The sequence below is a fragment of the Pseudomonas sp. BIGb0381 genome, from assembly GCF_024809815.1.
In the GTDB taxonomy this organism is placed as follows: Bacteria; Pseudomonadota; Gammaproteobacteria; order Pseudomonadales; family Pseudomonadaceae; genus Aquipseudomonas.
The window spans coordinates 298919-318411 of record NZ_JANUEN010000001.1; the positions used below are offsets into that span (position 1 = coordinate 298919).

The window sequence follows — 19493 nt, forward strand, 5'->3', positions numbered from 1 at the left end:
TCGCCACGAGGGCCGCTTGCGCTATTCAGGCTGCCGAGGCATCCACAATCCGATTGCGCCCCGTGTGCTTGGCCTCATACAACGCCCGGTCCGCACTGAGCAGCAACGCCTCCAGGGACATACGGCTGCGCTTGTCCCAGGTGCTCATGCCGATGCTCGCCGTAATCGGCCGCTCATCCCCGGCCATCCTTGGCAAATGCTCGATGCTGCTGCGGATATGCTCGGCGATGACCCAGGCACCCTTCGCGTCCGTATGGGGCAGCACCACCGCGAATTCCTCGCCGCCATAGCGCGCCGCGAGATCAGCCGGGCGGCGGATATTGGCGCCTATCACCTGAGCCACAATGCGCAATGCCGCGTCTCCACCGTGATGGCCATGGCGGTCATTGAAGGCTTTGAAGTGGTCGACGTCGATCATCAGCACGGTCAGTGGTTCGAGCGAGCGTTGCGCGCGGTCCCATTCAAGGCGCAGGCGTTCATCCAGGATGCGACGGTTGGCCAAGCCGGTCAGCGCGTCGATGGCTGCCAGTTCTGACAGCACACGTTCCGCGCGATAGCGGCGTCGCAGTTCGCGGCGCAGCATCCAGGTCAGCCATAACAAACCGATACACAGGATGCCGGTGGCGCCACTGGTCAGTAGCGCAGCGCGTTTCCAGGGGGCGAATACATCCTGGCTGGACAGTGCCACCACCACAATCAGCGGTAGCTCACCCACATTGGTGAAGGTGTACAGACGCTCCTTGCCGCTGATGGCAGAGATGGCCTGGAAGGTGCCACTGCCTTCATGCAGTATCCTCTTGAAATTCGGTCGATCGCTCAGGTCCTTGTCGATCATGTCGCTTTCGAGCAGCGGCTGCTGGGCCAATAAAAAGCCTTTTTTATTAAGCAGGTTGACGCTGCTGCTGTTGCCGATGGTGACGGTGTTGAACAACTGGTCGAAATACGCCAGGCGCATGGTCGCGACCGCAACGCCAGCAAACTCACCGTTAGGCCCCGACACACGCCGGCTGAATGCCATGCGCCAGACCTGGTCGCAGTCGCAATGAATCTTGAACGGCCGGCTGATATACAAGCCGGCCTGGGCGTCCTTGGTATGCACCTGGAAGTAATCGCGGTTGGCAAAATTGCGCGGGGTGGGCTGCAGGGTGGAAGAATCGGCGATCACCGCGCCATTGGCATCCAACAACAGCACTTCACCTTTGAAAGGCGCGGCGGTGGACAGGTCAAACTGCACCAGGTGCTGGATATTCGCAGAAACCTGGGACAGATCCTCACGTTGCCTGGCAGCAATCAACCCCTTGAGGGCCAGGTCGTAGAGTTCGACGTTACGCAGCACGTCGGCATTGATCAACTGGGCAATATTGGTGGTTGAACGCGTCGCGGCCTGCAGGGTGCTGGCGTGTTCGCGAATCAGCAACACCGCGACGATGACCACGATCAGGGCGACGGTAAGGCCACTGCCCAGAAGCAGTAATAGCTCTGGGTGTGCCGGTAGGTTTCGAACGCGGGGTGGACTCATCGGGCAAACTTCAGCGGGACAATACTGGCAGTTTAGTTGTACCCGATGAAAATTAAATACTCGGTAAAAAAGAAAGATCCGAGTGTCAGAACACGTTGATCGGATAGTCGACGATCACCCGGTATTCATCCACATCCCGATCCACCGCCGAGTAGCCATTGCTGCCACGATTGGTCGCCCATTGCAGGCGCACCGCCAAGTCCTTGGCCTTGCCGCCCTGCACCACATACTTCAAATCGATATCCCGTTCCCAGTGTTTGGCGTCCTTGCCATCGGCGCTGTACCAGGCACTGTAGCCACGGCTTTGCGGGTCGACCTTGGTCAGGTCGGTCTTGCCGCTGATATAGGACACCGCCGAGGTCAGGCCGGGCATGCCGAGGCCGGCAAAGTCGTAGGCGTACTTGAGCTTCCACGAGCGTTCGTTGGGGCCGTTGAAGTCCGAGTATTGCTGGGAGTTGTCCAGGTACACGCTGTCGCCCTGGCTGATGTAGTCGAACGGCGTGTTGCCGTTGACCCGCTGGTAGGCGGCGGTGACGCTGTGGTGACCCACGCCGACGGTGAAATGCAGGCTATAGGTGTTGTTGTCGATATCACCGAGCAGCGACTGTCCGGTGTCCTGGGTGTGGTAGTAGTGCAGGCCCGGGTTGAGGCTGACCAGGTCATTCAACGCATAGGTGTAGTCCAGGTCGTAGTAGTACTGGTGCCACACGTCCTTGAGTTCGGAAGCGTACAGGTTGCTGGTCACTCCCGGGATGCCGCTGAACGACACGCCCGCCCAATTCATGTGCTGGCTGTCAGCGTTACTGGGCAATACGCCATAGCTGGTGCCGATGCGTCGGTGGCCGCTCTGGTTGTAGAGCTTGGTGAAGCTGGCCTGGCCGCCTTCGAGCAACCAGCCGTCGAAGCTGTGGTTAGTCAGGCTCACACCCCGGAAGGTCTGCGGCAGCATGCGCGTCATGCCGCCGGCGATCACCGGGTTGTTGAGGAACAGGTCACCGGCCTTCAACTCGGTGTCGAAGGCGCGCATCTTCAAGGTACCCCCTGCGGTGGAGAACGAACCGGGCGCTTTACCGCTGCCGTCAGTGCTGCCGTAGGGAAGGATGCTGGAACCGTCGGTGCCGCCACCGCCGTCGAGCTTGAGGCCGAGCATGGCGTGGGCGTCCAGACCGAAGCCGACGGTGCCCTGGGTGTAGCCGGATTCGAAGGTGCCAATAAAACCTTGGCCCCACTCCTTGCTGTCATCGGTGTGGATGTCGCGACGGTCGCGGTTCATGTAATAGTTGCGGGTGTTGATGTTGAGGTGCGAGCCTTCGACGAATCCGTCGGCGGGAGTGGTGTCTGCCGCGTGGGCAAGGGGAACGATCGTTGCTGCAATCGCGAGGAATAACGGGGTGAACGTCAGCGAGTTCTTCACCGGTACAGCTCCTTTGGTCAATCGAAAACGGCCAATGTCGTGGGGGTGTGCCTGGCCTTTTTTTACGGCAAAAAAAAGCCGCTGAAGTCAGCGGCTTTAAGACAGATTCCCAGTGTAGAGCCCTGGAAATAAGTCGAGGGAAATTCGGGTAAGCGGGTCAGCTGCCTTTGCCGTCGCGCTCATCGATGCGTCAAATTAACGCAGGCGAGCGCTGCGATACAGAGTGTAACAAGATAATGACTGTTGCCCAAATCGCAACAGTGATGCTGAAGGCCATGTGAGAGGTGTCTAGACCGGCAAGGTAATGCCGAAGGTATTGCCACTGACGTCGCTGCGCACGAACACATCGCCGCCATGCATCAGCGCAATTGCCTTGACGATGGCCAGGCCCAAACCGTGGTTCGCCCCGCTGTTGCTGCGCGACGCATCCACCCGATAGAAGCGTTCGAACAAGCGTGGCAGGTGTTCGCTGGCGATCACCTCGCCAGGGTTGGTCACGCCGATGGCGACCTGATGCTCCAGCACATCAATGTTCACGTCGATCACCTGCCCGGGCGCGGTGTGCTGCACCGCATTGCTCAGCAGGTTGATCAGGGCGCGGCGCAAGTGGGCTTTTTCGATCTGCACCTGGGCGTCGCCGTGGACCTGCACCCGGACCTGGGCGTCTTCGAGGATGAAGTCCAGGTAGTCGAGGGTGGTGGCGACCTCGTCGGCCAATGAGCTTTCAATCAGCTTGGTGGCCTTGCTGCCCTGGTCGGCGCTGGCGAGGAACAGCATGTCGTTGATGATCGAACGCAGGCGTTCCAGTTCCTCGAGGTTGGATTGCAGCACCTCGAAGTAATGCTCGGCCGAACGCCCGCGCGTCAGGGCAACCTGGGTCTGGCCGATCAGGTTGGTCAACGGCGAACGCAGTTCGTGGGCGACGTCGGCGTTGAACGACTCCAGTCGCGAGTAAGCCTGTTCCACGCGGTCCAGGGTGGCGTTGAATGAGTTGACGAACTGACTCAGCTCCGGCGGCAGCGGCGACAGTTGCAGGCGCCCGGAGAGCTTCGGCGGCGCCAGCTTCTGCGCTTCATCCGAAAGTTTGCTCAGCGGCTTGAGGCCAATGCGCGAAACCCAGAACCCCAGCAGCGCTGCCAGCACCACGCCGACCAGCGCCAGACTGACCAAAGCCACCAGCAGATGGTGCTGGGTGGCACGGAAGTTTTCGGTGTCGATGGCGATCATGAACCGCAACGACGGGCGTTGGTCCTTGGCCGGGAACTGGCTCACCAGCACTTTGAATGGGTAGTCGCGCCCCGCCAGGCGCAGATCGCGCTTACCCGTTGGGCCTTCGGCGAAGGCGCGGATCTGCGCATCGGGGTTGCCATACTCGTAGTTCGGATCGCTGCTGACGACCCAGAAGCGAATACGCTTGTCTTCCTCACCCAATAATTTGAGCTTGGCTTGAATCTTCACCCAATGGTCCGGTGTGCCGAAGCGGTTCACGGAGGATTCCAACACGCTGTAGCGCGCATCCAGCTCCGCCCCGGGTAGCAAGCCCAGGCTGCGGTCTACCTGCTGATACAGCGCGCCGCCGATCAACAGGAATATCAGCGCCGCCACCAAGGTGAACATGCTGCTGAGGCGCAGGGCAATGGAGTTAGCCGACACTGCGATTCTCCAGTACATAACCCATGCCGCGAATGGTGTGCAGCAGCTTGTGTTCGAACGGCCCGTCAAGCTTGGCGCGCAGGCGCTTGATCGCCACTTCCACGACGTTGGCGTCGCTGTCGAAATTGATGTCCCAGACCATTTCTGCGATCGATGTCTTGGAGAGGATCTCGCCCTGGCGCCGCGCCAATACGCTGAGCAGCGAGAACTCCTTGGCGGTCAGGTCCAGGCGCACGCCGTTGCGGCTGGCCTTGCGGCTGATCAAGTCGATCCACAGGTCGGCGACGGTCACTTGCACGGGCTCGTGGCCGCCGCTGCGGCGGGTCAGGGCTTGCAGGCGCGCCACCAGTTCAAGGAATGAAAACGGTTTGCCGAGGTAATCGTCGGCACCTTCGCGTAGCCCGCGGATACGGTCTTCCACGCGCTCACGGGCGGTGAGCATGATCACCGGCGTTTGCTTGCGCGCACGTAATGCGCGCAACACGCCAAAGCCGTCGAGGCCAGGCAGCATCACGTCGAGCACGATCACCGCGTAATCGTTCTCCAGCGCCAGGTGCAGGCCCTCGACGCCCTCGCGCGCCACGTCGACGGCGTAGCCTTGCTCCGTCAGGCCACGGTGCAGGTAGTCGGCGGTTTTTTCTTCATCTTCAACAATCAGTACGCGCATGAGCCTTTTGCTCCAGGGCGGTGCCTTGGCCTCAGTGTGTGGTCGCCAGCTCGGCAGCTGGTTTGGGCCGGTGGAAAAATTTCTCAAGGTACAAGTATATGACCGGTGTGGTGAACAGCGTCAGCGCCTGGCTCACCAGCAAGCCACCGACCACCGCGATCCCCAGCGGCTGGCGCATTTCCGCGCCGGGGCCGGCGCCGAGCATCAGCGGTACCGCACCGAGCAGGGCGGCGAGGGTGGTCATGATGATCGGGCGGAACCGCGTGACGCAGGCTTCGTAGATCGCATCTTCCGGCGACATGCCCCTGACGCGCTGGGCCTCCAGGGCAAAGTCGATCATCAGGATGCCGTTCTTCTTCACGATGCCGATCAGCAACACCAGGCCGATCAGCGCCATGATCGAAAAGTCCCGGCCCATCAGCGACAGCATGATCAGTGCGCCCAACCCCGCCGAGGGCAAGGTGGAGATAATCGTCAGCGGGTGCACGAAGCTCTCATACAACACACCCAGAATGATGTAGACCGCCACCAGCGCCGCGAGTATCAGCCAGGGCTGGCTGGCCAGCGAACTCTGGAACGCCTGGGCCGCGCCCTGGAAGTTGCCGATGATGGTGGTCGGCATGCCGATTTCATTCTTGGCCTGGTTGAGCATGATCACCGCGTCACCCAGCGCCACACCGGGTGCCAGGTTGAACGACAGGTTGGCGGCGGGGAACATACCGTCATGGCTGATGGACAAGGGCCCCACGGTCGGTGGGTCGACCTTGGCCACCGCCGACAACGGCACCATCTCGTTGGTCAACGGCGAGCGCAGGTAGAAGTAGTTCAGGCTTTCGGCCTTGCCGCGCTGTTGGGTGTCCAGCTCCAGCACTACCTGATACTGGTTGATCTCGGTCTGGAACTCGTTGATCTGGCGCTGACCGAAAGCGTCGTACAGCGCCTGGTCGACATCGGTAGCGGTCAGGCCAAAGCGCGCGGCGGCCTGCCGGTCGATGCTGATATGGGTAATGCTGCCGCCCAGTTGCAGGTCGTTGGACAGGTCGCGAAACGCCGGGTTGGCGCGCAGTTTTTCGGTCAGGCGCTGGGTCCAGGTGTTGAGTGTCGGGCCGTCATTGCTCTTGAGTACGTACTGGTACTGGGCACGGCTGGGGCCGGAGCTGAGGTTGATGTCCTGGCCGGCGCGCAGGTACAGCACGATGCCCGGCACTTTTGCGAGCTTGGGCCGGATGCGGTCGATAAACTGGCTGGCGGACACGTCGCGATCACCCCGGTCTTTCAAGGCGATCCAGAAGCGGCCATTGGCGATGGTCTGGTTGCTGCCGGTCACACCCACCGAATGGGAAAACGCCTGCACCGCGGGGTCATCCTTGACGATCTCGGCCAGGGCCTTGTGCTTGGCCACCATGTCCGGGTACGAAACATCGGCCGCCGCTTCGCTGGTGCCGAGCACAAAGCCGGTGTCCTGTACCGGAAAGAAGCCCTTGGGGATAAACACGTAGCCGACCACGGCCAGGGCCAGGGTCACCACGAAAATGGCGGCCATGGTGCGTTGATGGGCCAGCGCGCGGCGCAGGTTGCGCGCATAGCCGGCCAGCAGGCGCTCGCTGAAGCCGGGTTTGTCGTGGGCGGGATGAGTCGGGGCACGCATGAACAGCGCCGCCAATGTCGGCGCCAGGGTCAACGAGACCACCACCGAAATCAGGATGGTCGAGGTGGCCGTCAGCGCGAATTCCTTGAACAACCGTCCGACCACACCGCCCATGAACAGCAGCGGAATAAACGCCGCCACCAGCGAGAAGCTGATGGACACCACGGTAAAGCCAATCTCGCCGGCGCCCTTGATCGCCGCTTCGCGCTTGTCGAGCCCCGCCTCAAGGTGGCGGTGAATGTTCTCCACCACCACGATGGCATCGTCCACCACAAAGCCCACGGCGATCACGATCGCCACCAGGGTCAGGTTGTTCAGGCTGAAGCCCATCAGGTACATCAGCGCAAAGCTGGCGACCAGCGACACGCCGAGCACGCTGGACACAATCAGCGTCGCCGACAACTGGCGCAGGAACAGCGCCATCACCGCCACCACCAGCAGGATGGCGATCAGCAGGGTCACTTCCACTTCATGCAGGGACGCGCGGATGGTCTTGGTGCGGTCAGACAATACGCTGACCTGCACCGAGGCCGGCAGCATGCCTTGCAGGCGCGGCAGCTCGGCCTGGATGCGGTCCACCGTCTCGACAATGTTGGCGCCTGGCTGGCGCGAAATCACCAGGTTGACCCCCGGAGTGTCGCCGGACCAGGCCTGCACGTAGGCGTTTTCCGAACCATTGATGACTTTGGCAATATCGCGCAGTTGCACCGGTGCGCCGTCCTTGTAGGACACGATCAACTGCGCGTAGTCCTCCGGATGGAACAGTTGGTCGTTGGTCGACAGGGTCGACACGCTGTTTTCGCCGTAGATCGCACCCTTGGCCAGGTTGAGGCTCGATTGCTGGATGGCCAGGCGTATATCGGCCAGGGTCAGGCCGATGGCCGCGAGTTTGTCGGGGGAGGCCTGCACGCGGATCGCCGGGCGTTGCTGGCCGGTGATGTTGATCTGGCCGACGCCGTCGATCTGGCTGATCTGCCGCGCCAGCAGGGTTTCCACATAGTCACTCAGTTCGGTGCTGGGCATGCTGTCGGAGCTGACACTGAGGATGAGTACCGGGCTGTCCGCCGGGTTGACCTTCTTCCAGGTGGGCAGGCTTGGCATGTCGCTGGGCAGCTTGCCGGATGCGGTGTTGATCGCCGCCTGCACTTCTTGCGCGGCGGTGTCGATGCTCTTGTCGAGGGTGAACTGCAGCGTCAACAGACTTGAGCCCAAGGCACTGCTGGAGGTCATCTGGGTCATGCCGGGGATGGCGCTGAACTGCACTTCCAGCGGCGTCGCCACCGAGGAGGCCATGGTATCCGGGCTGGCGCCGGGCAATTGTGCGGTGACCTGGATCGTCGGAAATTCCGCCTCCGGCAGCGGCGCGATGGCCAGGCGCGGGAAGGCAATGATCCCGAGCAGCACCAGGGCGAAGGTCAGCAGCAGGGTGGCGACCGGGTGGTCGACGCACCAGGCTGACGGCGAGCGGCTCATGGCTGCACCTTGGCGTCGACGGTCTGGATCACCTGCGGGGGTTCCTTGAGCACCTCCACCTGGGCACCGGCCTTGAGCCGCGACTGGCCATCACTGACCAGCACGTCACCGGCCTGCACGCCCTTGATGATGTTGACGTCACTGTTTTGATAGGTGACTTGCACCGGCACCACCTCAACCTTGTCGCCATTGACCCGGTACACGAAGTGCGAATCCAGGCCGCGTTGCACCACGGTCGGCGGCACCACCAAGGCATTTTTGTCGAGGGCCGTCTGGATCTTGATCGTCACCAGTTGCCCCGGCCACAGGCGTTGCGAGGCGTTGTTGAACTCGGCCTTGGCGCGCAGGGTGCCGGTGGTGGAGCTGATCTGGTTGTCGATCAGGCTCAAGTGGCCTTCTCCCAGCAAATCACCGGTCTGGCCGTCGGTGTCGGCACCCAGGTAGGCGTCGACGCTGGCCTGGGTGGGTGCGGCGATCAGGCCTTGCAGGGTCGGCAGCATCTGTTGCGGCAGAGAGAACTCAACGGCAATCGGGTCGATCTGGGTCACGGAGAACAGGCCCTGGGTATCGCTGGTGCGCAGGAAGTTGCCTTCATCTACATTGCGAATACCGACGCGGCCGCTGACGGGTGAGCGAATCCGGGTGTAGGAAAGCTGGACCTGGGCTGCATCGATTGCGGCCTGGTTACCTTGGGCGGTGGCCTTGAGTTGGTTGACCAGCGCTTGTTGCTGGTCGTAGGTCTGCTTGGACACGCCGTCGTCGACGCTCAATTCCTTGTAGCGCTTGAGGTTGACCAGCGCCACCTGCAACTGCGCCTGGCTCTCGCCCAGTTGTGCCTTGGCCTGGTCGAGGCTGGCGCGGATCGAGCGATCATCGATTCTGGCCAGCAGGTCGCCGGCCTTGACCAACTGGCCTTCCTTGACCAGCAATTGGGTGAGAATGCCGTCGACTTGCGGGCGAATGACCACGCTGTGCAAGGACAACACCGTGCCGATGCCGCTGACAAAGCGTGGAATGTCCTGCTGCGCTACGCTCACCACCCGCACCGGGATCGCGGTCGGTGCCGCCAGTCTGGCCTTGGCTGGGCGGGTCAACGCCCAGGCTGCAACCGCCACGACCACGAGGACACCCACGATCAGGGCAGTTTTTCGTTGAATGTGCATGGGTGAGGCGCCGGGGCAAAGGATGGGGAGAGTCAGCGGTCTTTATAGCCCTTCAACCCGGTCAGCACGGTGACGGCTAACTGACAGCGCTGTCAGCAAACTCCGACCATTCGTACAGGTGGTGGTTAAAGATCTGAAGCTCGCAGGTATACTGCGCGCCAGTGTGGCCCGCAAGCCGGCCTCGCATCATTTTTTGCACGCTCCGGAGCTTTCATGACTTCCCCGACACAACCCCCTGTTGAAGCGACCGACATCGTCGATCCGGCCAACGCCGAAGGCGTTGAAAAGGCCGAGATCCCGGCGTTCAAGTTTCCGTTCAAGCCGGGTGAGCTGGCTGGGGCCAGGAATGCGGCCCAACCGTGGTACAAAAACGGCGCCAAGAACGGCCATACCAAGTCGCCAGGCATGGCACCGCCGGGTACGCGTCGTTCGATGGGTAAACGCTGAGGTTAACAAGTCGCACGTTGTGTCGACTATTGCCTACAGTTTCTGCTGAAATTTCTGATTGTAGGTCTACGACCGTTTCTTGAAAGCTTGCACAGCCTTTGCTCTGCCCCAGTGGTTTCAGGGGGGAGTGGGGTGATGCTGGTCTTTCCGGAAAAGGACGTCTCCCTTGGCCCTGATACACATTTGTGTAGTGCTTGCCCTGTTGCTTTTGGCTGATGCCTCTGCGGCTGATGATCAACCACGTCGCGAAATCCGTTTTGCTGTTGCCGCCCAATTCCCCCCCTTCCAGAGCCGCGACCCGCAAGGGCAGTTGATAGGCTTGAATATCGAGCTGGGCAACGCCCTGTGCGTGCAGTTGAATGCACGCTGCATCTGGGTCGACCAGGTGCTTGCCGAAGACTTCACCTCCCTTGAAGCCAGAAAATTCGACGCAATCATGGGGATGGCACCTACGTCGCAACGGCGGCGCTGGGTGAGCTTCACCGATAACCTCTACCCCTTCACCACGCGTCTGGTGGCCCGCAGCACGTCAGGCTTGCAGCCGCGTGCAAAGTCGCTCAAGGGCAAGCGCGTCGGCGTGTTGCTGGGGAGCAATCGTGAGGCTTTTGCGCGGTCGGCGTGGGTACCCAAGGGCGTCATCGTCAAGAGTTTCTGGCTCAATAGTGAGCTGGTCCGCAGCCTAATAGCCGACGAAATTGACGCGACCCTGCAAGGCACCGTCGAAATTCGTGAAGCTCTGCTCGACACTGAAGACGGTCAGGATTTCGACTTCGTCGGCCCTGCCATTTCGTCGACGTTACTGGGTGATGGCGTGGCCATCGCGGTGCGCAAGCCCGACACGGCATTGCGCAACGAACTCAACTGCGCCCTTGAACAGCTGAAGCAGAATGGCGAGTACCAGCGGATCATCCAGCCCTACCGCCTTGACGCCGTTCCTGCCGAGCAGTGATCGACCGCCGCGCGATGTGGCCAGTGAGGTTTAGGCGGCCCGCAGCGAAATAAACGCATAGTTGGCCGGCACCTCGGTGGCAATCTGCGCGCCGGCGTCCAGCAACTGCTCGGCGATGTCCATCCCCGATACATGAAACACCCATTCATTGGCCACGGCAGGCCGGTCGACTGCCCGCTCAATCGCCTGGGCAAATGCGCCCATGTCCGGCAGGTAGGCGGTAAACCCATCCCCCTTGAGCGCCGTGGTGCGAATGCCGAGCAACGCGCAGACGGCCTCCTTGGTCTGCACGTCGTCTCGGTCGGCCTGGCGTGAGCGGTGGATCAGTTCCACCAGTTCCTGATCGATCAATTCACCACCGACGATCAACGCCGGGCCCTGTTCCCAGGATTCCGGCGGGCAATCCTTGGCGGCGGGGTTGAGCGGGATATGCGGGTTGATCTCCATCGGGTAGATGCGGCACACCAACGGGCGACGCTCATAGATGCGGCACAGGTTGTCTGCGTCAAGATTCCGGCAGCGCCCGACGTTATAGGCGGCAAAGGTGATGGCCACAAACGCCTCGGTGTTGCCGCTGGGTACCACCACCGAACGGCGCTCGGCATGTTCGCGCTGCTGTTGAGGCAGGCCCAGGCCATTTCCGAGGAAACCCTCTACCAGAACAATGACGTTACCGCCGTCCGCCGCCCACATACGGGCTTCCGCGAGGGTCAGGGGAACGTGATGGTCGGTGCAGCATTTGCCGCAGCCGACGCAGGAAAAATGGGTGTTCATGGCGGATCTGTCACCAGGCTAGGTCAGAGGGTACGCAATAACGGTGACGGGTTTTTACCTCTGTCCACCGTTGTACTGCTCTGGAAGCAAGTTATGCGCCAGCGCCTGTCAGTCGTCGGCGACCACGTCCCGCAGCACAAAGACCATGCCCGCGCTTTCGTACAGTTGTCGCGCACGCAGATTGCTCTCCAGCACCTTGAGGTCGACATAAGGTTCGCCGCGCTGCTTGAACACCTGGAAGCAGTGCAGCAACAACGCCCGGCCCAAGCCCTGGCCTTGAGCGCAAGGATGCACGGACAGGTTCTTGATAAATGCGCTGGTCCAGCACTGCGCCACACCGAGAATGCCATCGCCGTTGCTGGCCACCAGGCATAGCGTGGGATCGAATTCGGCATCGCTGACGAACAGATGCTGCCAGGCTTTCAGAGGGGGAACGCGGCCACCACCTTGTTCCTGGGTCATGCGCAGCACCGCATGGATCGCCGGGGCCCGCTCGTCGCGGTAATGATCCAACTGTGTATGGGCCGGCCATTGCGGAGCAGGCAGGCTGCCGGTGAGGTCGCGGCGCAGCAGTTGGAAATACTCCGCCACCGGTTACAGCCCCTGTTGCGCCACGGTCTGGGCGGCGACCACCAGGCACTTGGTCAGTTCGGGCGAGGAGAACTTGGTCAGCACCGCGTTGGCACCGGCCAGGCGCGCCTTTTCGCTGTTCATCGCGCTGTCCAGGGAGGTGTGCAGCAACACGTAAAGATCCTGGAAGTCCGGGGTTTCGCGCAGGGTGCGGGTCAGGGCATAACCATCCATTTCGGACATCTCGATGTCCGACACCACCACATTGATCTGCGCGGCCGTGCCTTGCAGCTCCAGCAGCACATCGATGGCTTCCTTGGCGCTGCGCGCGGTGTGGCAGGTCAGGCCGAGGTTGCGCAAGGTATGCACCGACTGCTGCAAGGCGACCTGGCTGTCATCCACCACCAGGATCCGCGCATTGCCGAGCACTTCCGCCTCTTCCATGGTCAGGTCGGTGGGCGCCGCTTCAATCGGCGCCGGGGCGATACCGTGGATGACTTTTTCGATGTCCAGCACCTGCACCAGCCCGCCTTCCACTTGGGTTACCCCGGTGATAAACGCCCGGTTGCCGCCGGATCCGTAGGGTGGCGGGCGGATATCGGTGGTCAGGCAGTGCACGATCTTGCTCACGGCCTGCACATGCAGGCCCTGCTTGGAACGGCTCACGTCGGTGACGATCAGGCAGCCGCCGTCCGGGTCTTCCAGGGGCATTTCCCCCAGGGCGCGACTCAGGTCGATCACCGCCAACGAATTGCCTCGTAGGGTGGCGATGCCTTTGACGTTCGGATGGGACTCCGGAAGCTTGGTCAGCGGCGGGCAAGGGATGATTTCACTGACTTTCAGCAGGTTGATGGCCATGAGTTTGCCGCTGCGCAAGGTAAAGAGCAGAAGCGAGAGTGAGTCTGCGCGGGCTTTGGTGGTGGACATAAAAACCTTCTGTGGATCAGGGATGACGAACTTCTATTGAAGGTTATCGACTCGGGAGAGCCAGGCTTTAACCCGATTTTGTTTCGGGTTGGGCCCGTCTCAGCCCTTCCACACCTGCGGGTTCACCAGATCCTGCGGACGCTGGCCCAGCAGGGCGCTGCGCAGGTTGTCCAACGCGCGGTTGGCCATGGCTTCGCGGGTTTCATGGGTCGCCGAGCCGATGTGCGGCAGGGTCACCGCATTGCTCAACTGGAACAGTGCCGACTCGGCCAACGGCTCCTGTTCATACACATCCAGCCCGGCGCCGCGAATGGTCTGGTTTTGCAGGGCCTGGATCAGCGCCGGTTCGTCGACCACCGGACCACGGGAGATATTGATCAGAATCGCGCTGGACTTCATCAGACCCAATTCGCGGGTGCTGATCAGGTGGCGGGTCTTGTCGCTCAACGGCACCACCAGGCACACGAAATCCGCCTCGGCCAGCAACTGGTCCAGGCTGCGGAACTGCGCGCCCAGTTCCTGTTCCAGCGCGGTCTTGCGGCTGTTGCCGCTGTACAGGATCGGCATATTGAAGCCCAGGCGTCCACGACGGGCCACGGCCGCGCCGATATTGCCCATACCGACGATGCCGAGGGTCTTGCCATGCACGTCACAGCCAAACAGCGGCGCGCCGACGCTGGCTTTCCATTGTCCGGCCTTGGTCCAGGCGTCCAGCTCGGCCACCCGACGCGCGCTGCTCATCAGCAGGGCGAAGGCCAGGTCAGCGGTGCTTTCGGTGAGTACGTCCGGGGTGTTGGTGAGCATGATCCCGCGCTCGTTGAAGTACGGCACGTCGTAGTTGTCGTAGCCCACCGACACACTGGACACCACCTCCAGCTTGCTCGCGCCTTCGAGCTGCGCGCGGCCCAGCTTGCGACCCACGCCGATCAAACCGTGGGCGTGGGGCAGGGCTTCATTGAATTGAGCGTTGATATCGCCCAGCTTGGGGTTGGGCGCGATTACGTCGAAATCCTGTTGCAGGCGTTCGATCATTTCCGGGGTGACACGGCTGAAGGCGAGGACGGTCTTTTTCATTGCAGGCGGGCTCATCGACTACGGAAGAATGCCAAGCAAGCTAACATTCCTTGCCACTGTTGTCAGGACACTGCAGACCTAAAGTGGACAGGGAAAAATGTGGGAGGGGGCTTGCTCCCGATAGCGGTGCGTCAGTCGCCAGATGTATTGACCGATCCACTGCCATCGGGAGCAAGCCCCCTCCCACATTTGACCTGTATCGCCTGGTAGAAATCAGTTCGCCAGCCGCGCACCGCTCAGGCTGCCGCTCAATTCATACGCCACCAGCTCTGCCTGGTGCGCCGCCAGGATCTCAGGCAGCGAGCCGCGCAGGTATTCCACCCAGGTCTTGATCTTCGCATCCAGGTACTGGCGCGAGGGGTAGATGGCGTACAGGTTCAGTTCCTGGGAACGGTAGGTGGGCATGACCCGCACCAATGTGCCGTTGCGCAGGCCTTCGATGGCCGCATACACCGGCAACAGGCCGACGCCCATGCCGCTGGTGATCGCGGTTTTCATCGCGTCGGCCGAGTTGACCAGGAACGGCGATGTATTGATCGCCACGCTCTCCTGGCCTTCGGGGCCGTTGAAGGTCCACTTGTCCAACTGGATCACCGGGCTGACCAGGCGCAGGCAGGCGTGGTTGAGCAAGTCCTGGGGCCGTTGCGCGCAGCCCTTGGCCTTGACGTAGTCCGGCGAGGCGCAGGCGATGCTGTAGGTGATGCCCAGGCGTTGGGAGACGAAGCCCGAGTCCGGCAGTTCGCTGGCCAGCACGATGGACACGTCGTAGCCCTCGTCCAACAGGTCCGGCACGCGGTTGGCCAGGGTCAGGTCGAAGGTCACGTCCGGGTGGGTGCGGCGGTAGCGGGCAATTGCGTCGATGACGAAATGCTGGCCGATACCGGTCATGGTGTGCACTTTCAGCTGCCCGGCGGGGCGAGCGTGGGCATCGCTGGCTTCGGCTTCGGCTTCTTCGACGTAGGCCAGGATCTGCTCGCAGCGCAGCAGGTAGCGTTTACCGGCCTCGGTGAGGGCAATACGACGGGTGGTGCGGTTGAGCAAGCGGGTTTGCAGATGGGCCTCAAGGTTGGAGACCGCGCGCGAGACGTTGGCGGTAGTGGTGTCCAGTTGCGCGGCGGCGGCGGTGAAACTGCCGGCTTCGGCCACGCAACTGAAGGCGCGCATGTTTTGCAAAGTGTCCATGGAGAGTTCTCAGGGGAGATGCCAAATTGTGACATGAAGTTGCGCGCAGGTGTGCATCCGCTGGGCGCGCTCCGCCTGGACATTGCTGGCGCAGGCTCAGGATAAGGTCCAGGCCTGACTGACTTTCGCCTCATAGTGCGGCAGGTATTCCCGCAGCAGGTGATTGAATGCCTCCCGTGCACTGGCGCGGTGGTCGGCGGTAGGCGCTTCAAGGGCGGCGTTGGCCCGCCGGGTCAAGTCTTCAGCCGCCCGTTCGAGTGCCGGGCTGATGCGTTTGATCGCGTCGAGATCGGCCGCCAGTGTTGTACCGTGTGACGGCCGGCCGAGGGCGTCGAGCAACGCGTGAAAGTCATCGGCGTGGCGCTGTACATAATTGTCCCAACCCGGCTTCTCATCAGGGTTTCCCAGATAGCGGCGAGCGATGGGTAAAACATGATCCAGCGAGTCGGTGCCCAGTTGTTCGGTACGCAAGGTTTGCCGTGTGCGCAGAGACTGCATATCAATGCCGCTGAACCGTTCAACGGGCTTGGGCAGTCCCAGGTTGCGCTGTTTGTTCATCGTATGGCGCGTGAGTAATACCACGGGTTCGCCGTGCTTGATTTTTACCAGCACATGGGTAGACGAAGGTCTGGCAGGATCGAGCAGTGATTCACTGATCGAACGGACCAGCTTTTCCCAGTCGAACGCCTGGTCTCCGATGGATGACAATGCGTGCCGCAGCGTTTTTTGTACCACCGCCACGGACTTGAGCGCTGCGATGTCGATCGTCAGGTAATCGCCACTCAGATGCGGGTCATCACTCTTGCGATGGCTGAATTCGATGGACACCCCTTTACCGCCTGCCTCGGCCCGTGACGAAGCCGTGACCCCTGCTGAGCCTGACCGTGTTTGCGCCTGGGCTGTCAGCGTGTAGGTCCTTAACGCTTCGGGGCGAAGCAGCACAGGGTTGCGCTGGATCAGCGCGCGTATTTCGCGGTCCAGGTGCGTGTCCAGGCGTGAGTCGGTCTTGAGCAGTACATACCGTTCCAGCAGTGACCTGGCCTGTCGGTTGCTTGTGTGCAGGGCGGCGTTCAACTCGGACGCCGGCACGGGCTTGCTGACGCTCCGGGTGAATTGCCGGCTGCTGGAAATGACATGGTTTTTCATGTCATTCAACAGGGCCGTGGGGCTGTCATCGGGACGCTTGAGAGAGACCAGTTGCTGCTTCGCCAGCACCGTGGACATTTCGTGCAAGCCGAGAATATCCAGTGCTTTATGTTGCCGGGTGCGCTGCAAAGTAAGTTCGATCGTGGTGTGCACATTCAGGAAATTGAAGAAGTCGACCGCCACCTTGCCTCGCATAGTCAGGGCGATGCCCCTTTCGGTCATGACTGGTTGGGAGGGGGGATGCAGGCAGGGCAGTTCAACGTCGACCAGGCCTGCGCGGGCAAGCGTGTCCCTGACATAGGGTTGGCTCTGTGCTGAGTAAGCGCAGTGCCTTTGCAGGTTGCAGCTGTCACTCACCAGGTTGCGCAAGTTATTGGCGGTGCGCCCGATGCTCTCGCTCAGCGACGTGCGTACAGAATGGCTGCGGGCATCGGCGTAGTGCTCCAGGCTCGAGTATTCGCGAGACGATACATAGCCAAGGCCAAGTTGGGCGCGAGACCGGGACTCGCTCGGTTGTGACAGCGTTGATTTCAATTTGCCCTGCAGGGCAATGATGCGCGTGCTCTTGATCCGCTGATCTGCCGTGGTTGCCAAGCGAGAGTCGGCAGCCAGATGCGGCCCGGCACTGATCTGTCGCGTCGATTCCAGGGCAATGTCGTAGCCGATATGACGATGGTTGATCCGTTCGCCGCCGTCGCGGATATAGCTCAGCGACTGCAGCAGATTGTGCGTGAGGCGCTGGTGGTTGCCCTCGCTGACGGCTGCGCGAAACTGCCATTTGAGCGCACGACACAGTGTGTAATCGGCCTCCATCTCCGGGTTTTGACGAGATCGATGACGGCTGAGCACGTGTTCGGCTTTTTTGAAAAACGCGTACAAGTCAGGTAACGCCTCAACCGACACTTCCAGGCTTGGTGGGCCGTTGGACAGTCTGTAGTGGAGCGCCTCTATTGCCAACTGGTCGCGAGGGTAGCCTGCAAGAGCGGTCAGCTTTTCCAGAATCTTGTCGGCGATCCAGTGCACATCCCTTTGTAGAGGCAGCATCCCGGGACGCAGAGCCACAGGATCGAGGTGCAGCTGCCTGCGCAGAGCATCGACGCTTTCTTGTGTGGACAACCGCGTATTGAGGGCTGAAAGCATGAGGCGCTCCGGGGCAGTCGGCTGACTACTCTGGTGCCCGGTTACGCGGATCGATGTAGGGCAAGTATGCAGATGCCTGGATAAATATCCGAACCACACGCCCGTCGAACCGGGATTGTCGCTGGAACGGTAATAAAGAATCACAGGAATACCTGCTTATCGTCCTCCGTGCCGCCGCCTAGAATTGCGCCACCTCTCCCCGCAACACCACCTCAGGAATTCGTTCGCCGTGCCGCGTCGCATCAACAGAGAGCTGAAGGCTCTCAGTGTTTGGGCTTTATCGTTAGCAATCAGCGGCTGCATCGGAACCGGAGGAATCGCCCCCCAAGGCCAGGCCCTCAATGCCACTACCCTGGCCACCGACGAAGCGATCCGCAGCGCCGCCCAGGACGCCCACTGGCCCACCGCGCAATGGTGGCAGGCCTATGGCGACCCTCAGCTCAACCGCTGGGTCGAACTCGCCACCCAAAGCAGCCCGAGCATGGCCATGGCTGCCGCACGGGTGCGGGAAGCGCGGGCCATGGCCGGGGTTGCCGAGTCGGCCGAGTCGCTGCAGATCAACGGTGATACCACCCTCAAACGCCACAATTGGCCCAAGGATCAGTTCTACGGCCCGGGTGAATTGAGCGGTGCCAACACCTGGGACAACAATGCGTCCCTGGGTTTGAGCTACGCCCTCGACCTGTGGGGCCGCGAAAGCAACGCTACCGAACGTGCCGTCGACCTGGCCCACATGAGCGCGGCCGAAGCCCGCCAGGCCCAGCTTGAGCTGCAGAACAACGTGGTGCGCGCCTATATCCAGCTGTCGCTGCATTACGCCAACCGCGATATCGTCGCGGCGACCCTGGCCCAGCAACAGCAGATCCTTGACCTGGCCAACAAACGCCTGGACGCCGGCATCGGCACCCATTTCGACGTGAGCCAGGCCGAAACACCGCTGCCGGAAACCCATCGCCAATTGGATGCCCTGGACGAAGAAATCGCCCTGAGCCGCAACCAGTTGGCGGCGTTGGCCGGCAAGGGGCCGGGGGAGGGCGCGACGTTGCAACGTCCGACGCTGTCCCTTGCCGCCCCACTGAAACTGCCCTCGAGCCTGCCCGCGCAATTGCTCGGCCAGCGCCCGGATGTGGTCGCCAGCCGTTGGCAGGTCGCGGCGCAGGCCCGTGGCATCGATGTCGCCCACGCCGGTTTCTACCCTAACGTCGACCTGGTCGGCAGCCTCGGCTACATGGCCACCGGCGGCGGCATGCTGGCGTTTCTCGCCGGCAAGAAATTCAACTACACCGTCGGCCCGGCGATCAGCTTGCCGATCTTCGACGGCGGTCGCCTGCGTGCCGAGCTGGGTGAGGCCAGCGCCGGCTATGACATCGCAGTGGCGCACTACAACCAGACCCTGGTCAATGCGCTCAAGGGTATCAGCGACCAGTTGATCCGCCGCGAGTCCATGGACAAGCAAGCTTCGTTTTCCGCGCAGTCGGTGGCCTCGGCGCAGAAGACCTACGACATCGCGATGATCGCCTACCAGCGCGGCCTCACCGATTACCTCAATGTGCTCAACGCCCAGACCCTGCTGTTTCGCCAACAACAGATCGAGCAACAGGTACAGGCCGCGCGGCTTGGCGCCCATGCCGAACTGGTGACCGCACTGGGTGGCGGCCTCGACGCCGGCAAAGACGTACCGCAAGACGCCAAGACCCTCCCGAGCAAGACCCCGGCGGCGCTTGCCGTGTTTGACCACTGAGTAGGA

The 19493-nt window shown here is 61.7% G+C and carries 15 protein-coding genes; 3 read left to right on the forward strand and 12 right to left on the reverse strand.

Translation table 11 applies throughout. The features are described from left to right. Positions 1-25 precede the first annotated feature (25 nt). The 6 genes from M2397_RS01480 to M2397_RS01505 all read right to left on the reverse strand — a co-directional run bounded on the left by M2397_RS01480 (position 26) and on the right by M2397_RS01505 (position 9537). On the reverse strand, positions 26-1519 hold the full coding sequence (locus M2397_RS01480) for a sensor domain-containing diguanylate cyclase (RefSeq protein WP_184744621.1): 1494 nt from the start codon (positions 1517-1519) through the stop codon (positions 26-28). An 85-nt stretch (positions 1520-1604) separates the two neighbouring features. Next, positions 1605-2933 (reverse strand): OprD family porin, encoded by a 1329-nt coding sequence (locus M2397_RS01485; protein WP_259242167.1) that lies wholly within the window; start codon positions 2931-2933, stop codon positions 1605-1607. A 288-nt stretch (positions 2934-3221) separates the two neighbouring features. Continuing rightward, entirely contained in the window at positions 3222-4586 is a 1365-nt protein-coding gene (locus M2397_RS01490; RefSeq protein ID WP_259242168.1) for a heavy metal sensor histidine kinase, read from the reverse strand. Continuing rightward, the gene (locus M2397_RS01495; RefSeq protein WP_027604753.1) at positions 4576-5253 is read right to left on the reverse strand and encodes a heavy metal response regulator transcription factor; all 678 of its coding nucleotides are present in this window, start codon (positions 5251-5253) and stop codon (positions 4576-4578) included. Before M2397_RS01495 ends, M2397_RS01490 begins: the two co-directional genes overlap by 11 nt. Positions 5254-5284: 31 nt before the next feature. Next, a complete protein-coding gene (locus M2397_RS01500; RefSeq protein WP_259242169.1) occupies positions 5285-8374 on the reverse strand; it encodes a multidrug efflux RND transporter permease subunit in 3090 nt (1029 codons plus the stop codon). Beyond that, positions 8371-9537 (reverse strand): efflux RND transporter periplasmic adaptor subunit, encoded by a 1167-nt coding sequence (locus M2397_RS01505; RefSeq protein ID WP_259242170.1) that lies wholly within the window; start codon positions 9535-9537, stop codon positions 8371-8373. The genes M2397_RS01500 and M2397_RS01505 overlap by 4 nt, the downstream gene beginning before the upstream one ends. Positions 9538-9750: 213 nt before the next feature. Here M2397_RS01505 and M2397_RS01510 point away from each other — a divergent pair, with 213 nt between their 5' ends. Both M2397_RS01510 and M2397_RS01515 read left to right on the forward strand, forming a co-directional pair. Further along, the gene (locus M2397_RS01510) at positions 9751-9984 is read left to right on the forward strand and encodes a hypothetical protein (RefSeq protein WP_131698374.1); all 234 of its coding nucleotides are present in this window, start codon (positions 9751-9753) and stop codon (positions 9982-9984) included. 166 nt (positions 9985-10150) lie between these two features. Next, entirely contained in the window at positions 10151-10933 is a 783-nt protein-coding gene (locus tag M2397_RS01515; protein ID WP_259242171.1) for a transporter substrate-binding domain-containing protein, read from the forward strand. Positions 10934-10963: 30 nt separating this feature from the next. On the opposite strand, the gene M2397_RS01520 is transcribed toward M2397_RS01515, so the two are convergent. From M2397_RS01520 to M2397_RS01545, 6 genes are all read right to left on the reverse strand, one after another. Then, positions 10964-11707, reverse strand: a complete 744-nt coding sequence (locus M2397_RS01520) for a YkgJ family cysteine cluster protein (RefSeq protein ID WP_131698372.1) — start codon at positions 11705-11707, stop codon at positions 10964-10966. Between the two features lie 108 nt (positions 11708-11815). After that, a complete protein-coding gene (locus tag M2397_RS01525; RefSeq protein WP_131698371.1) occupies positions 11816-12298 on the reverse strand; it encodes an N-acetyltransferase in 483 nt (160 codons plus the stop codon). Positions 12299-12301: 3 nt separating this feature from the next. After that, entirely contained in the window at positions 12302-13204 is a 903-nt protein-coding gene (locus tag M2397_RS01530; RefSeq protein WP_131698370.1) for a chemotaxis protein CheV, read from the reverse strand. Positions 13205-13303: 99 nt separating this feature from the next. Then, a complete protein-coding gene (locus tag M2397_RS01535) occupies positions 13304-14278 on the reverse strand; it encodes a D-glycerate dehydrogenase (protein WP_259242172.1) in 975 nt (324 codons plus the stop codon). A gap of 213 nt (positions 14279-14491) precedes the next feature. Further along, positions 14492-15460, reverse strand: a complete 969-nt coding sequence (locus M2397_RS01540; protein ID WP_027604744.1) for a LysR family transcriptional regulator — start codon at positions 15458-15460, stop codon at positions 14492-14494. Between the two features lie 96 nt (positions 15461-15556). After that, the gene (locus M2397_RS01545) at positions 15557-17746 is read right to left on the reverse strand and encodes a hypothetical protein (protein WP_259242173.1); all 2190 of its coding nucleotides are present in this window, start codon (positions 17744-17746) and stop codon (positions 15557-15559) included. A 229-nt stretch (positions 17747-17975) separates the two neighbouring features. Here M2397_RS01545 and M2397_RS01550 point away from each other — a divergent pair, with 229 nt between their 5' ends. After that, positions 17976-19487 carry an efflux transporter outer membrane subunit gene (locus M2397_RS01550; RefSeq protein ID WP_259242174.1) on the forward strand — a complete coding sequence of 504 codons (1512 nt, stop codon included), beginning with the start codon at positions 17976-17978 and terminating at the stop codon, positions 19485-19487. Positions 19488-19493: the final 6 nt, after the last annotated feature.